This is a genomic window from Megasphaera sp. UPII 135-E, from assembly GCF_000221545.1.
Lineage (GTDB): Bacteria > Bacillota > Negativicutes > Veillonellales > Megasphaeraceae > Megasphaera > Megasphaera hutchinsoni.
The window spans coordinates 24,142-39,549 of sequence record NZ_AFUG01000011.1 but is presented as its reverse complement, the minus strand read 5'-3'; the positions used below and the strand labels follow the sequence as shown (position 1 = coordinate 39,549).

Genomic DNA, 15,408 nt, shown 5'->3' with positions numbered 1-15,408 from the left:
TTGTATACGTATAGCTTTTTTATATGTTGCTTATTTCCAAACAATAACTAGAGAAGTATTAAATTCTTTTTTAAATTGCTTGATATATTGATGAATGGCTGAATCAGAAGCATCGTGATTAATACCTGGAACAGACGTTAATACTAACACAACGATATTATCTTGTAATGTGACATGACATTCTGTTATTACTTGTTCATACGTAATATCAGCTGCATCGGCAATAGCTAAAAGGGTAGAAAGCTTACGAATCATAACCCAATCTTCGGGCGAAGCCATATTGGCATACCGATAAGCAATCCAAGTCTTGCGACTAATACCATGATGGAAACCAGCGATAAATGCAGCAATCAGTTGTTCACGATGGGTAAGTCCATATAATGGGGCATGGCCGATCATAAAAGCAGAATGCCTAGCGTGATTATAAAAATTAATTACTTTGCCGATATCATGTAAGCGTGCTGCCGTCATGAGTAATTGTCTCTCCGTTTGGCCATAGTGATGTAACGATTGCAATTGATCAAAGAGTTGCAGGGACAAGGCAGTTACATGTTTATTGTGAACTTGATTAATAACAGACCCAAGTGTGCCAATAAAATTGGTAATGCTGAAATCAAGTATATCGGGAATTTTAGGTGACGGAAAATGGCAACGTTTGGTGTAGTATTCGTAAAAAATGCCTTCGCGTAAGCCACAACCGCTGATAATCATTTCTTCGCTTTCGGCAAGAGCAAAAACTTCTTTGAGTACAGCGGCTCCAGAAACGATGACATCGACTCGATCATTTGAAAGACCAGGTATTTTTTTCCGCCGACTATGCGGTTTGGAAATAACTTGCGTATATAGGGCAAGGAAGCGGTCGAGGGAAAGATGATAATTATGAATTTTAGAAAAATCGTAATTTGTTGCCTTTTGGTTCATTTTAGCAAAGGTTCGTGCAGTGCCACCAATTCCAATGAGTGGTAGTTTAGTTTTATGTAACCAAGAGATAGAGGACAAGGTTTTGCGAATGTATTTTTCACAATTTTGTAAGGCCTTTTCGGTGATATTGTCTTGGAGTTGAAAACGCTCCATTAAGGTAACGGCACCAATAGGTAGTGAAACGGATTGAAGAGGAGAACCATCGCGAACTAAGGTTAACTCGATACTTGCACCGCCCAAATCAAAAAGAAGAAAATTTCGTTCTTTTATCGTATTGATAACTCCTAAATAACCTAAATAGGCTTCTCTTTCGCCAGAAATGACGTCTAACTTAATTTGTGTTTCTGTGTAAATTTGTTCTAAAAAAGCTTGTCCGTTTGTAGCGTTTCGCACGGCAGCCGTAGCGACGGCTAAACAAGTCGTAATATTCATGACAGACATTAAATGTTTGTACATGGTTAAACACTGTAAGGCTTTTTGCATTCCTTCGTTACGTAATTTTCCTGTTTTGGCAAGTCCTAATCCTAACCGGATGGTTTCTTTCTCTTGATAGACAAAGGAAAAAGAGTTATTATCAGCTATTTCCAATACTAAAAAACGAATAGAATTAGAACCCATATCGATGATGGACAGTTTTTCCATGAAATACCTCGTTTGACTTATTTTTTGATGTACATAGGTTAATATGTATCTATTATACACAGTATTATGATGATTTTCTATTTTTTATGAAAGAAAATAAGGGGGATTTTACTTTTGATTATGAAACGCTATTTTATAGGAATATTTAGAGATTGGTTTCTATTTAGTTTTTAGGAGATTATTTGTGGAGGATGTAGCAATAACGTATATAATATAAGAATAATAAGTATATTTTTTATTGCGGGAAAGATAATATACATGTTTTTTGTATGGTGTATATAATAGAATACATTACATATATATGGTATAATAACATTAATTAACAGTAGTTTGGGAAGTATAGGCGTTACGTTTCTATGGGGAGAAGATAGGCATGTCTACATATGAATCGCATGAGTATTTTTTAAATCGAGAATGTACTTGGATTACCTTTAATGAAAGGGTGTTACGTGAAGCGGTTGTTCCGTCAAATCCAATTATGGAACAATTAAAGTTTATTGCTATTTCGGCATCGAATTTGGATGAGTTTTTTATGATTCGTGTTGCTGGTGTAAAGCATTTAATTGAAAGTGGTGTAAAGCATATTGATATTTCTGGATTAACCCCACGTCAACAATTTGCCGCAATTCAGGGAATGGCACATGAATTGGTACAAACTCAATATCGATACAGTCGTAGTATTCTTGCTCGTTTACGGGATAAAGGGATCGCATTTATACCTGTATCTGCACTGACGGAGGAACAACAAAAATGGTTAGAATCCTTTTTTGAACGTGAAATATATCCGGTTGTTACGCCGATGGCCGTGGATTCTAGTCATCCTTTTCCGTTTTTGGCTAGTTTGAATTTAAATTTAGCGGTGTTATTGAAAAAACGAGATGGCACTGTAAAAACCGCTATTTTACCAGTACCATCGCCAATTATTAAACGAATTGTCAAGGTGCCATCATCTACGGAAATAAGAGAATTTTTGTTCTTAGAAGATATTTTGGCGGCTTTTGCAGAGCGATTTTTTTTGGGTTATGAAATTTTAGAAACAGTTCCTTTTCGGGTTACTAGGGATGCCGATTTTGATATCAATGAAGATGTAGAAGATGTGCTAGTGGAAGTTGAAAAATCATTGAAAAAACGAAAAAAAGGGGCGGCAGTACGTTTAGAAATTGCGAATACGTCTAGTAGGTTAGTAAAAGAATTTTTGCGGAAAGAATTACAACTTGAAGAACGTGATATTTATACTGTTGCGGGTCCGCTAGATCATACGGTATTTTTCTCTGTTGCGAATACGATGGGAGAAGAAGGAATGCATTATATTCCATATAAACCACAACCTTCTTTTGAATTGGCTGAAGTAGGTGAAAAGGATTTATGGAAAGCAATTTCGGCAAGAGATATTATGGTACATCATCCGTATGAACAGTTTGAAATAATCGAAGAATTTATTCGTCTGGCTTCAGAAGATCCAAAAGTTTTAGCTATTAAGCAAACCTTATATCGTGTGAGTAGTAAGTCGCCCATTATTGCAGCCTTAGCCGCGGCAGCGGAAAATGGCAAGCAAGTTACGGTGCTAATGGAAGTAAAAGCACGGTTTGATGAAGAAAATAATATTTATATGGCACGGAAATTAGAAAAAGCTGGTTGTCATGTTATTTATGGTTTAGTGGGTTTAAAGACCCATTCTAAAATTACGTTAGTGGTGCGGCGTGAAGAGGATGGGATAAAGCGATATGTTCATTTGGCTACGGGAAATTATAATGGGAAAACGGCACGTATTTATACGGACGTAGGTATTTTGACAGCCAATTCGTTAATAGGCGAGGACGCTTCCGCTTTTTTTAATTTTCTTTCGGGATATTCTGATCCACCTAAATGGCATAAATTATCGGTTGCTCCGATTCATTTGCGAGAAGATATTTATAGAGAAATCGAGCAGGAAATAGCCCATGCAAAGGCGGGTAAAAAAGCATTAATTCAAGCGAAAATGAATTCATTGTTAGATAAAGCGGTTATTGCTAAGTTGTATGAAGCGTCTGCAGCGGGGGTTAAAATTCAATTAATTGTACGTGGTATTTGTGTGTTACGGCCCGGTGTACCAGGGGTTAGTGAGAATATAGAGGTTCGTAGTATTATTGGAAGATTTTTAGAGCATAGCCGGTTGTTTTATTTTTATAATGATGGCAAGGAGGATGTATTTTTATCTTCTGCTGATTGGATGCCCCGTAATTTGAATGAACGGGTTGAATTAATGGTTCCTATCGAGTACGAGCCACATAAACAACGGGTGAAAGAAATTTTGTCACTTTATTTACAAGATAATACGAAGTCATATATTATGGATTCTGATGGCGTGTATCATTATGTAGGTATAAAAGGAGAAGCACCTATACAAGCACAGGAACAGTTGCAACGTGAAGCAGAACAGCGGATCAAACATTTACATACGATAAGGGAGCATTAAATGAAATATCCTCTTTACTGAAATTGGTAAAGAGGATATTTTTATATGGATTATTTTTATGAAAAATGATCGGTCATATAAGTAGTTTTTGGGCAGAATGGAAGTTCTTATAATGGCTTGGTCAAAAGAAAAAAACGCAATGTCCATTACTGAGAGACAGAGAAAAGGGGCATAAAAATGGGAAAAAGAAAAAATATGAAGAGCGTCAATTTTAAAGTGGGTGAAATTAGTTAAAATCATCAAAAAAATAAAAATTAAGGGATTCTAAATAGAAGTTTTTAAATGAATTTTAAAATGAAAGTGGTGATTAACGTTAACCCTTATCAAATTCCCTCAATACGCAGTATTACAAGCTAAAACAACCGCACTGTAAAGTTGACAATTAGACGAAAAATGAATGAAAAAGCCAATTAACACCTTTATTGTAAACCGCGTAAAATTGACAGTCGTGTCCGTCTTTGGTAGAATGTGGCTCAGTTAGGAGGGATTTGATGACCAAACGATATCAAGGGCCCATAACTCGTATGTATGTCACTATTGTTGCTCTTATTTTAGTGGTTTCGCTAACTGGTTTTGTGAAAAATGGCAAAACGGTTGTTATCGAATTAGATGGGGCAAAACAGATTGTCTATACGTATGCAATAAAAAAAGATGCATTATTACGAGAACAGAATATTCTATTGGGACCATATGATGAAGCAGAACTTTCTACGCCGAATTTAGAAGATGGAACTACGATTACAGTGAGAAGAGCTGTTCCCGTGACGTTAGTCTGTCGTGACCAAGTAAAACAGGTGATGACAGCGAAAAAAACGGTATGGGAAGTAGCAGAACAATATGGGTATAGTCGCAAGCATTATCGCCCATATGGCAATCCTCAACAAGCGGTTGTTAAAGGTATGACGATTACAGTTGGTTCGTTTAGTGAAAAAGAAATCCAAGAAGACGAAATAGTTCCATTTGCCGTAGAAAATATTCCTGATGAAACGCTGCTGAAAGGGCAAGAAAAGCAGATCCAATTAGGACAAAATGGGGTTAAAAAGGTAACTATTAAAACCATTACGATGGAAGGAAATGTAGTTTCGCGTGAGGTGGTTAAAACAAAAGTAGTCACTGAAATGAAACCGTTAATTCGTCGTGTTGGTACAAAACAAGCTATTCACACAGGAGCAGGAAATATATCTGCATATACGAAACGGATTTCGATGAAGGCGACGGCTTATTTACCTACTGATGGTAATGGTAAGGGGCTGACGCGTATGGGAACTCGTGCGAGACGTGGGGTTGTAGCAGTGGATCCTCGTGTTATTCCGCTAGGTACAAAAGTATATGTACCTGGTTATGGTGTTGCCGTAGCAGAGGATACGGGTGGTGCTATTTTAGGAAATCGCATTGATTTGTGTATGGAAACGTATAGTGAGTGTCGTACTTTTGGACGACGTAATGTTTCTGTATATATTTTAAAATAATAGTAGTATGATTTATAAGAACGAGGGATATATCTTGTCTATCTCTCGTTCTTGTGATATAATAGCAAAGGTTTATATTACACACGTTCATAGAGTCTGTACCTGTGCTTAAAATAGTGATGGCAGATGATGAAGGAACGGCGGAAAAAACAGGAGGAATGAATTATGGCAGTAGTATCAATGAAACAATTATTAGAAGCGGGTGTTCATTTTGGACATCAAACACGTCGGTGGAATCCTAAAATGAAACGCTTTATTTTTACGGAACGCAATGGGATTTATATTATTGATTTGCAGAAAACCGTGAAGAAAACCGAAGAAGCGTATAATTTTGTTCGCGACATAGTAGCTAATGGCGGAAAATTGCTTTTTGTAGGAACAAAAAAGCAAGCTCAAGATTCGATTAAAAGTGAAGCTGAACGGTGCAATCAATTTTTCGTTAATGAACGTTGGCTGGGCGGTATGTTGACTAACTTCCAAACGATTGAAAAACGTGTAAAACGCTTGAAAGAATTAGAAAAACAGGAAGCTGATGGTATTTTTGATGTATTACCTAAAAAAGAAGTTATCTTGTTAAAACATGAAATGGAAAAATTACATAGATATCTTGGCGGTATTAAAGAAATGAAGAAGTTGCCGGATGCACTTTTTGTAATCGATCCGAAGAAAGAAGAAATTGCTGTAGCGGAAGCACGGAAATTGCATATTCCTATTATTGCAACCGTAGATACAAATTGTGATCCAGATTTAATTGATTATCCAATTCCCGCAAATGATGATGCTATTCGTGCAGTAAAATTATTAGCTGGTAAAATTGCTGATGCTGTATTAGAAGGTAATCAAGGGGAACAGGTTGAAGCAGGCGAACAAGCTGAAGAAAGTGCAGAAAACTAGGTATATCGGAATTATTAGTCGTAAATATGGTATAGTTGGAGGTTGTATAGAATGGCAATTACAGCAGGTTTGGTAAAAGAATTAAGAACGAAAACTGGCGCTGGTATGATGGATTGTAAAAAAGCTTTAAGTGCTACGGATGGAGATTTAGACAAGGCTATTGATTTTTTACGAGAAAAGGGATTGGCTGCTGCTGCTAAGAAAGCAGATCGGATCGCTGCAGAAGGTTTAGTATATTCTTATATTCACGGAAATGGTCGTATTGGTGTATTGGTAGAAGTGAATTGTGAAACAGATTTTGTGGCACAGACAGATGGTTTTAAAGATTTGTGTAAAGATATAGCGATGCAAATTGCTGCAGCAAAACCGGCTTATTTAAAACGTGAAGAAGTACCTCAAGAAGTATTGGATCATGAACGCGAAGTATTATCGAAGCAAGCGTTAAATGAAGGAAAACCACAACATATTGTCGATAAGATGATCGTGGGCCGGATTGAAAAATATTATAAAGAAAATTGTTTACTTGACCAAGAATTTATTAAAGATGCGGATAAGACGATAAGTCAAGTCATTACAGAACAAATTGCTAAAATTGGTGAAAAAATTGATATTCGTCGATATGTTCGATATGAATTGGGCGAAGGCATGGAAAAACGCAATGATGATTTCGTTTCTGAAGTAATGGCACAAGTTAAAAAATAAGTTTATTTGAATAAGAGAACGCTTTATTTGGTGTTCTCTTATTTTCTCATACTATTTGAACAGCACGGGAGGCCTAGATGGAGACGAAACAGTATAAACGCATTATTTTAAAGCTAAGTGGCGAAGCCTTAGCAGGAACAAAAGGATATGGAATTGATACAGAAACTGTTGAAAGAATTGCAAAGCAGATCGCGTTTGTTAATCAAGCAGGTATTCAAGTAGCTATTGTTGTCGGTGGCGGAAATATTTGGCGGGGGTTATCGGGTAGTTCACGTGGAATGGATCGCGTATCGGCTGATTATATGGGGATGCTTGCGACGGTGATGAATGCATTGGCGTTACAAGATGCGTTAGAAAATTTTAATGTTGCTACACGGGTGCAAACGGCAATTAATATGCAACAAGTAGCAGAACCCTATATTCGGCGTAGAGCTATTCGACATATGGAAAAAGGTCGGGTTGTTATTTTTGGCGCGGGTACAGGAAATCCTTATTTTTCTACGGATACAACTGCGGCTTTGCGTGCTGCTGAAATTGAAGCAGATGCTATTTTAATGGCTAAAAATGGCGTTGATGGAGTATATGATAGCGATCCAAAGGTAAATAAGGATGCTAAGATGTTTACTACTTTATCGTATTTAGATGTCATTAATAAAGATCTTAAGGTAATGGATGCTACGGCAACGACACTTTGTATGAATAATCATATTCCTATTGTTGTTTTTAATTTAGATCAGGCTGAAAATATTGTTTTGGCAGCACAGGGAAAAGGTATAGGCACTCTTGTGAGTGAATAACTATAAAGATACGTACATTGAAAAAGGAAGTGATTGTAATGGATGGTAAAGTATTATTGGCAGGATATGAAGAAAAAATGGATAAAACAATTGAAGCATTGAAACGGGATTTTTCATCGGTACGTACTGGTCGTGCAAGTACGAGTTTATTGGATCGAGTTATGGTGGATTATTATGGTGCAGCTACACCTATTAAACAAGTGGCAAATGTGTCGGCACCTGAACCTACGTTATTGACCATTGTGCCGTGGGAACGGAATATTTTAGGTGATATTGAAAGAGCTATTTTAAAATCAGATTTGGGATTAAATCCAAATAATGATGGTACGATGATTCGCCTGGAAATACCAAAACCTACGGAAGAACGGCGGAAAGAATTGACGAAAAAAGTAAGTAAATACGCCGAAGAGTCTAAGGTAGTTATCCGTAACATTAGACGTGATGCAAATGATTCTATTAAAAAGATGGAAAAAGGAAAAGAAGTAACCGAAGACGAAAGTAAAGAAATACAGGATCAAATACAAAAGTTGACTGATAAAAAGATTAAGTTAATTGATGAGCTAAAAAGCAAAAAAGAAAAAGAAGTTATGGAAGTATAATGGAGAAAAAAGTTTTTATTGGCATGCCTTTGGGGTATGCCAAATCTATATTAGAACAAGAAAATATTCCGTATCAAGTAGTGCGTACACGTGCTATTAGTCGTTTTTTTACCTGTGATGAAACGGCGGATTATGTAGTACGAGTAACAGAAGACCAAGGGAAAATATGTCTTTTGGTTAATTATAATTTGATTATGAGTAATTCCGTATTACAAGCTTTAGCAAACGAGGAATAAAAAGATGTTTAAATTTTTGACAGCATTGTTAGGAAATAAAAAAAAAGATGTGGCATCAATAATTGATACAACCAATATACCTACTCATGTTGCCATTATTATGGATGGAAATGGGCGTTGGGCACAGCGGAGAAATCTTCCACGCAGTATGGGACATCGTGCTGGAGCAGATACGTTAAAAAAAATTGTGATAGGTGCACATGAGTTGGGAATTAAAGTCCTTACGGTTTATGCTTTTTCAACGGAGAATTGGAAACGGCCAGAAGCAGAGGTTTCATATATTATGAAGCTTATGGGAGAGTATTTACAAAATCATTTATTGGCACTAGGTGAACATCATGTGCGATTACGTTTTATTGGTGATTTATCACGAATTCCAGATTCGTTACAAGTACAATTGAAAGAAGCTGAAAAAAATACAGCCACGAATGATGGGTTAGTCTTAAATATTGCGATTAATTATGGTGGTCGTGCAGAATTAGTGCAAGCTATTCGGAACATTATTGTGGATGTTCAAGAAAAAGCCGTTTCCCCGGAGGATATTACAGAGAAAATGGTTTCTCATGCTTTGTATACGGATCCTTATAATGAAGTGGATTTAGTCATTAGACCTGGAAATGATAAGCGTCTTAGTAATTTTTTGTTATGGCAAGTAGCGTATGCTGAATTTTGGTATACTCCTGTATGTTGGCCAGATTTTACAATAGATACATTGAGAGAAGCAATTATCGCATATCAACAACGAGAACGTCGATTTGGCGGGTTAAAATAGAATAGGAGATTAGTATATGTTAGGTAAACGAATACTTTCCGGTATAATCGGGGGGTTATTGGCGATTGGTGTGATTTATGAAGGCAATTGGCTGTTTTTTATTGCTATCATTTTATTGACAATGTGGGGTTGGCGAGAATATATTCGATTAGTACGCCATATTTCTGTTAATGTATCCATTCTTTTTGGTTATGGGTGGTTACTTTTGTTTTTAGGGTCGGTTTGGTTTTCACAAATACAGTGTACGATTCTATTGGGTGCTATATTGGTTTATTGGTCTTTACTTCGTCCCATATTCTTTCACAATAAGATTAAATTTGTCGATTCGGCCTATGCTTTTATGGGCTTAGTGTATATTGCATTTGGTTTTACGGCGATGCTAGCACTTCGGTGTAGCTCTCTTGGAATTCACTTAGGATTAGATCAGGTTCCTTTTGGTGTAGATTCAACGAGGGTGATTATGTTTCTACTTATTTTTTCTACTTGGGCTAGTGATACGTGTGCTTTTTTTGTGGGAAAATATTGGGGAACGCATAAATTATGTGTTGCCATTAGTCCTGGTAAGACAAAAGAGGGGATTATAGGTGGTTGTATCGGTACGATTGTAGTGGCTATGATTGTTGCAGTAGTAGGGCAGATTCCGGTTATTCATGGCTTTTTAATCGGAATTATCATTGCAGTTATGGCACCATTGGGAGACCTCATTGAATCGGTATTGAAGCGCACTTGTGGAGTGAAGGATTCGGGTACATTAATTCCTGGGCATGGAGGCGTGTTAGATAGGTTTGATAGTTTATTGGTAGCGGCACCGATGGTATTACTTTATGTATATATCGTTACCTAGTAAGAAGGGGTATGAATGAAAAAAATTATTATTCTTGGAAGTACAGGTTCGATTGGAAGCCAGGCAATGGATGTGATAGAGGCCAATCCCACGGCATTTTCAGTAGTAGCAGTAGCAGCGTATTCACATTGGCAAAAATTGGCGAAACAAATTCTTACCCATCATATCATGTTTGCTTGTATGATTGATCCCGCATCTGCACAACGATTACAAGCGGAAGTGGGTGAGCAGTGTACTGTTTTTGTTGGGCGAGATGGGTTATTGCAATTATTAGATGAGGTCGATGCAGATATGGTATTGACTTCATTAGTAGGAGCGGCTGGGATTGAACCAACCTTAAAGGCTATTGACAAGGGTATAGATATTGCATTGGCGAACAAGGAAACATTGGTTGCTGCTGGCGAATTGGTTATGAAACGGGCAGCAGAAAAAAATGTTGCTATTTTACCCGTAGATAGTGAGCATGGAGCTATTTTTCAATGTTTACAGGGAAGAAAAAGTGAAGAAGTTGATGTATTAATTATTACTGCTTCAGGTGGTCCTCATTTTCATACCCCGAAACAATTGTTTGATGATATTACGGTTTCTTCTTGTTTGCGTCATCCTACATGGCATATGGGAAATAAAATTACGATTGATTCGGCTACGATGTTTAATAAAGGGTTAGAAGTTATTGAAGCTCATTGGTTATTTTCTATCCCCTTTGAGCGTATTCAAGTGGTTATTCAGCCTCAGAGCATGATTCATTCGATGGTGCAATTTACAGATATGTCTGTTTTGGCACAATTGGGCATACCCGATATGCGGTTGCCTATACAATATGCTTTTTCTTATCCCAAACGGTTCGCTGTTAAGGGGGCAAAATCGATTAATTGGCAAACTTTAGGCGAATTGTCTTTTTTTACTCCAGATGATGATAAATTTCCTTCTTTGCCTCTAGCGTATGAAGCAGGAAAAATAGGTGGAACGATGCCTTGTGTACTAAATGCTATAAATGAGGAAGCTGTATATGCTTTTTTACAAAAGAGAATATCTTTTTCACAAATTTTTACTATGGTAGCACAAGGGATGAAAGAACATCAGGTTATGCCAATTATGTCCTTAGCGGATATACAAGCTGCGGATGAATGGGGGCGGCATTGGGCAAGGCAAGTTATTGATAATAGAAAGGATGTGTAGTATGCTCGTTACTATCTTGGCGACCATCTTTGTATTTAGTGTGATCGTGGTCATTCATGAATTAGGGCATTTTATAACGGCTAAGATTACAGGAATGCAAGTGGATGAGTTTGCCGTTGGGTTTGGTCCAACGTTGATTAGTCGGCGGTGGGGCAGTACGCTCTATTCATTGCGTATGATTCCCTTGGGCGGCTTTAATCGCATTGCTGGTATGGTAGATGACAATGGTGTAGAAGATGATACTACGGTAGAAATAGATAAAACCAAGTGGTTTACGTCTAAACCGTTAGCTGCTCGTTTTTTGGTGATGGTAGCTGGTGCGATGATGAATTTTTTATTGGCTATTGTTTTAGTTTGGGGAATTTATTGGGTTGAAGGGACTGTTAGTATATCGACTGAACCTGTTGTTGGTGCGACAATTGCTGATTCGCCAGCTGCACAGAGTAAGTTGCAAGCTGGTGATAGAATCCTTTCTATCAATGGTAACCCCATTCAGCAATGGGATGATATTACGGTGGCATTAGCTAATCATGATAAAGAAGTGCTGACGGTTGAGATACAGCGTCAGGGAAATAGGATCAGTAAAAGTATTATTCCGCATGTTGATGAAACGACTAAACGTGTGACTATGGGAATTTATCCAGTACAAAAAACGCATACCCACTCGTTTGGCGAAGCAGGAAAATTAGCGGTTATACGTGTAGGGCTATTAAGCTCTGTCATGGTGCAAGGTATTTATCAGATGATAGTGGGTAAAACGGGTGCCGATATATCTGGACCCATTGGCATTGCACAGTTGGCTGGTCAAGTAGCTTCTCTTGGTTTTTCTTCATTGTTGATGTTTACGGCATTTTTGAGTACAAATTTGGGAATTATTAATTTGCTACCTATTCCCGTACTTGATGGCGGACATATTATCCTTTTGTTATTGGAAGCCGTGCGTAGGAAACGATTGCCTGAGCGTGCATTGATGTATGTACAAATTACAGGTATGGTTATTTTAGGATCTATATTTCTTTTTTCGTTAGTAAAAGATATATTGCGGTTATTATAGAAAGGACAGAATTACATGAAGGTAAGACGTGTAGCTTTGCCAGTTAAGCTGCGCCATATGGGAATAGGTGGAACCTATCCCATTTCTATTCAGACGATGTCGACAGTAAATCCCAAAGAAGAAGTGGCTGCTGTACAAGATACATTGCGCTTAGCATCCTTAGGTGCTGAAATTATTCGTTTTGCCGTACCAGATATGACGGCGGCAAAAGGATTGCGTGCTGTGGTTGAGGCATCTCCTGTGCCTATCGTAGGGGACATTCATTTTGATTATCGATTAGCTTTACAAGCCATTGATAGTGGTGTGGATGCGTTACGGATTAATCCAGGTAATATTGGCAAAGAAGAACGGGTAATAGAGGTTGTAGAAAAGGTAAAACCTAAGGGGATTCCTATTCGTATTGGTATTAATACGGGGTCTTTGCCGGCGGATATTTTAGCAGCTTATGGCGGGCATCCCAATGCAGCCGCGATGGTAGAAGGTGCTTTGCGGCATATTCGTATTTTAGAGCGATTGGATTATAAACAGATGGTTATTTCTCTAAAAGCGTCAGAGGTTCCGTTAATGATAGAAGCTTATCAGCGGTTAGCTGATAAGGTTCCTTATGCGTTGCATTTAGGTGTTACTGAGGCAGGTTTGGTTAAGGAAGGAACGATTAAATCGGCAATTGGAATTGGAACGTTACTTGCCGAGGGAATTGGCGATACGATTAGAGTATCGTTAACAGGGGATCCAGCGGAAGAAATTAAAGTTGGGAAGGAAATTTTAAGTGCTTTAGGATTGCGTTCTTTTGGTCCTACACTTATATCTTGTCCTACTTGTGGACGGACTCAAGTAAATTTAATTGGTTTGGCTCAACGTGTACAGGAAGCCATTTCTAAGTTGAAAGTACCGATTAAAGTAGCGGTTATGGGCTGTATTGTTAATGGACCAGGGGAGGCAAAAGAAGCTGATTTTGGTATTGCCGGCGGTATGGGGAAAGGCATTGTTTTTTCGCATGGAAAGGTATTGCGTACCGTTCCAGAGGATCAGCTGGTGGATAGTTTATTAGAGGAAATATATGCTTCTTTAGAAAAAAAATAAGGTATATCAATGTAACGCTAGTAGTTGTTTATTTTCCTTGTAAACAGAGTCGTAGAAAAGAGGGAAGTGAAATTTTGCCTAGGATAGAGGCATAGATGTAAGAGAGCAAGGTAATACTTACATATAATAACAGGATATAACGAGTAGAAGGAATAATGTGATAATGATTTAATAAACCTGTACCCATACTTAAAAATAACGGATGAATGAGATATATCGGGTATGACGCATCGCCTAGTCGTTGAAAAAAGGTATGCCAAAATGGAGGAAAGGTATGGCATTCCCAAATGTATAGGCAAAACAGCAACGTTGAAACGGTATAACACATCCCGATAGGACTAAGTTGATGGATGGTAAATACAGCTGACAAGGGATCATAGTGCCATGCATGCATAACGCCGAGATAGGCACTTATCATTCCTGCTGTTGTAACTAGTTGAGCAAAACAAAGTAGTTTTCCATGTTGATGAAGCCAATGAAGTACTATTTGCCAATAGGTGGCGACAAAAGCACCGAATAAAAAGATAAAAAGATAATGGAAAATTAGATAATTTAAGCGATAAGCGATAGCATCGTGCCAAAATGAATGGGCGGGAGTTATCCATATATAGGATGAATAATAATTAAATAGCACATTACTAATAAACAATAGAGGCATGATGAGTCGAGGATATTGATTAATGTAGGTTAATAGATAGCGCCAAACAGGCATGAGCAGATAAAACCATAATAAAATGACGAGAAAATACAAATGATACATACCCAAGCCGTACCAAAGAGATTTCAATATCGCTAAAGGATAAAGTAGTTGCACTTGATGGCTTATGGTAGCAGTGTAGAGAAGATAAAAAAGAGACCATGCTAAATAAGGAATCAAGACTGTTTTCAATCGCTTTTTTATATACTCAAAATAGGAAAAAGATTGGGTTAAAGGATGATTGTAGAATAAACCGAAAGCGGAAAGAAAGAAGAACGCTGGTACGGAATATCGTGACAAAATTTCGAGAATCCCAATTAACCAGATATTAGGATAGGGATTCGTCAATGCAATAGAACCAATGTGAATGGCAATGACACCAAGCATACATAATCCACGCATATTATTTATGGAATAAACAAATCTTTTTGACATTTAGCACCTCTAATTATACAATAAGATATAATGTGGTTATTATATAGGGTTATGTCTATTATAGCAAGTTTTAGTAAAAAACATAGAGAGGGATGTTTTTCATGAATCAAACTGGACAACTTACGCGTACCGCTTTATTAGTAGCACTTACTTTAGTATTACAAGGGATACGTTTAGTATTACCAGTGCCACCACAGGTTAGTTTATTTTTTATTGGTTCGCTCGTTAATGCATGCTTAGTTGTTGCCGCACTACGGTTAAAAGGAAATGGATGGATAGCCATAGCCATCATTACGCCTATTTTTGCTTGGTTAGAGGGTATGTTGCCGTTTCCCTTGTTTATCCCTTTGGTCGCGATAGGCAATCTTGTGTATATTATCATCTTACGTCTATTTAAGTCTTCATCACGCAGTTTGGGAAATATATTGGCAGTCATTGTAAAAACGATCGTATTATTTGGGGGTTTTACTTTATTATTCATGTGTATCAATGTACCACCAAAAGTATCAAAGATGATTTTATTCGCTATGAGTTGGCCTCAACTTATTACGGGAACATTAGGAATTGTTATTGGTCGATTGGTTAGTTCGTATATATCGGAAACATAAGGTGTCAAGTTACGGTTATTT

15 protein-coding genes are annotated in these 15,408 nt (G+C 37.5%); 13 read left to right on the top strand and 2 right to left on the bottom strand.

Translation table 11 applies throughout. From position 1 onward, the window contains the following. Positions 1–30: 30 nt before the first annotated feature. Complete coding sequence (gene ppx / locus HMPREF1040_RS02530; protein WP_007392337.1) at positions 31–1,563, bottom strand: exopolyphosphatase; 1,533 nt, start codon at positions 1,561–1,563, stop codon at positions 31–33. Positions 1,564–1,936: 373 nt separating this feature from the next. Here ppx and ppk1 point away from each other — a divergent pair, with 373 nt between their 5' ends. The 12 genes from ppk1 (at position 1,937) to ispG (ending at position 13,647) form a co-directional block, all read left to right on the top strand. Further along, positions 1,937–4,018 (top strand): polyphosphate kinase 1, encoded by a 2,082-nt coding sequence (ppk1, locus tag HMPREF1040_RS02525; protein WP_007392325.1) that lies wholly within the window; start codon positions 1,937–1,939, stop codon positions 4,016–4,018. A 491-nt stretch (positions 4,019–4,509) separates the two neighbouring features. Beyond that, on the top strand, positions 4,510–5,487 hold the full coding sequence (locus tag HMPREF1040_RS02520) for a 3D domain-containing protein (RefSeq protein WP_007392329.1): 978 nt from the start codon (positions 4,510–4,512) through the stop codon (positions 5,485–5,487). 165 nt (positions 5,488–5,652) lie between these two features. Next, positions 5,653–6,381: a 30S ribosomal protein S2 gene (gene rpsB / locus HMPREF1040_RS02515; RefSeq protein WP_007392348.1), complete on the top strand. Its 729-nt coding sequence runs from the start codon at positions 5,653–5,655 to the stop codon at positions 6,379–6,381. Between the two features lie 51 nt (positions 6,382–6,432). Then, on the top strand, positions 6,433–7,083 hold the full coding sequence (gene tsf, locus HMPREF1040_RS02510) for a translation elongation factor Ts (RefSeq protein ID WP_007392321.1): 651 nt from the start codon (positions 6,433–6,435) through the stop codon (positions 7,081–7,083). Positions 7,084–7,160: 77 nt separating this feature from the next. Beyond that, the gene (pyrH, locus tag HMPREF1040_RS02505) at positions 7,161–7,880 is read left to right on the top strand and encodes a UMP kinase (RefSeq protein WP_007392318.1); all 720 of its coding nucleotides are present in this window, start codon (positions 7,161–7,163) and stop codon (positions 7,878–7,880) included. A 38-nt stretch (positions 7,881–7,918) separates the two neighbouring features. Then, positions 7,919–8,479 carry a ribosome recycling factor gene (gene frr, locus HMPREF1040_RS02500; RefSeq protein ID WP_007392328.1) on the top strand — a complete coding sequence of 187 codons (561 nt, stop codon included), beginning with the start codon at positions 7,919–7,921 and terminating at the stop codon, positions 8,477–8,479. Then, complete coding sequence (locus HMPREF1040_RS02495) at positions 8,479–8,715, top strand: hypothetical protein (protein ID WP_007392323.1); 237 nt, start codon at positions 8,479–8,481, stop codon at positions 8,713–8,715. The genes frr and HMPREF1040_RS02495 overlap by 1 nt, the downstream gene beginning before the upstream one ends. Before the next feature lie 4 nt (positions 8,716–8,719). After that, a complete protein-coding gene (locus HMPREF1040_RS02490) occupies positions 8,720–9,487 on the top strand; it encodes an isoprenyl transferase (RefSeq protein ID WP_007392343.1) in 768 nt (255 codons plus the stop codon). A gap of 16 nt (positions 9,488–9,503) precedes the next feature. Further along, positions 9,504–10,331 carry a phosphatidate cytidylyltransferase gene (locus tag HMPREF1040_RS02485; RefSeq protein WP_007392324.1) on the top strand — a complete coding sequence of 276 codons (828 nt, stop codon included), beginning with the start codon at positions 9,504–9,506 and terminating at the stop codon, positions 10,329–10,331. A 15-nt stretch (positions 10,332–10,346) separates the two neighbouring features. Further along, positions 10,347–11,510: a 1-deoxy-D-xylulose-5-phosphate reductoisomerase gene (dxr, locus tag HMPREF1040_RS02480; RefSeq protein WP_007392334.1), complete on the top strand. Its 1,164-nt coding sequence runs from the start codon at positions 10,347–10,349 to the stop codon at positions 11,508–11,510. A gap of 1 nt (position 11,511) precedes the next feature. Next, positions 11,512–12,564, top strand: coding sequence for an RIP metalloprotease RseP (gene rseP / locus HMPREF1040_RS02475; protein WP_007392340.1), 1,053 nt, complete (start codon positions 11,512–11,514; stop codon positions 12,562–12,564). A 15-nt stretch (positions 12,565–12,579) separates the two neighbouring features. Next, on the top strand, positions 12,580–13,647 hold the full coding sequence (ispG, locus tag HMPREF1040_RS02470; protein WP_007392316.1) for a flavodoxin-dependent (E)-4-hydroxy-3-methylbut-2-enyl-diphosphate synthase: 1,068 nt from the start codon (positions 12,580–12,582) through the stop codon (positions 13,645–13,647). Between the two features lie 28 nt (positions 13,648–13,675). Here ispG and HMPREF1040_RS02465 read toward each other — a convergent pair whose 3' ends face one another. After that, a complete protein-coding gene (locus tag HMPREF1040_RS02465; RefSeq protein ID WP_007392352.1) occupies positions 13,676–14,779 on the bottom strand; it encodes an acyltransferase in 1,104 nt (367 codons plus the stop codon). A 101-nt stretch (positions 14,780–14,880) separates the two neighbouring features. Here HMPREF1040_RS02465 and HMPREF1040_RS02460 point away from each other — a divergent pair, with 101 nt between their 5' ends. Continuing rightward, positions 14,881–15,387, top strand: a complete 507-nt coding sequence (locus HMPREF1040_RS02460; RefSeq protein ID WP_007392346.1) for a hypothetical protein — start codon at positions 14,881–14,883, stop codon at positions 15,385–15,387. The last annotated feature ends 21 nt before the right edge of the window (positions 15,388–15,408 follow it).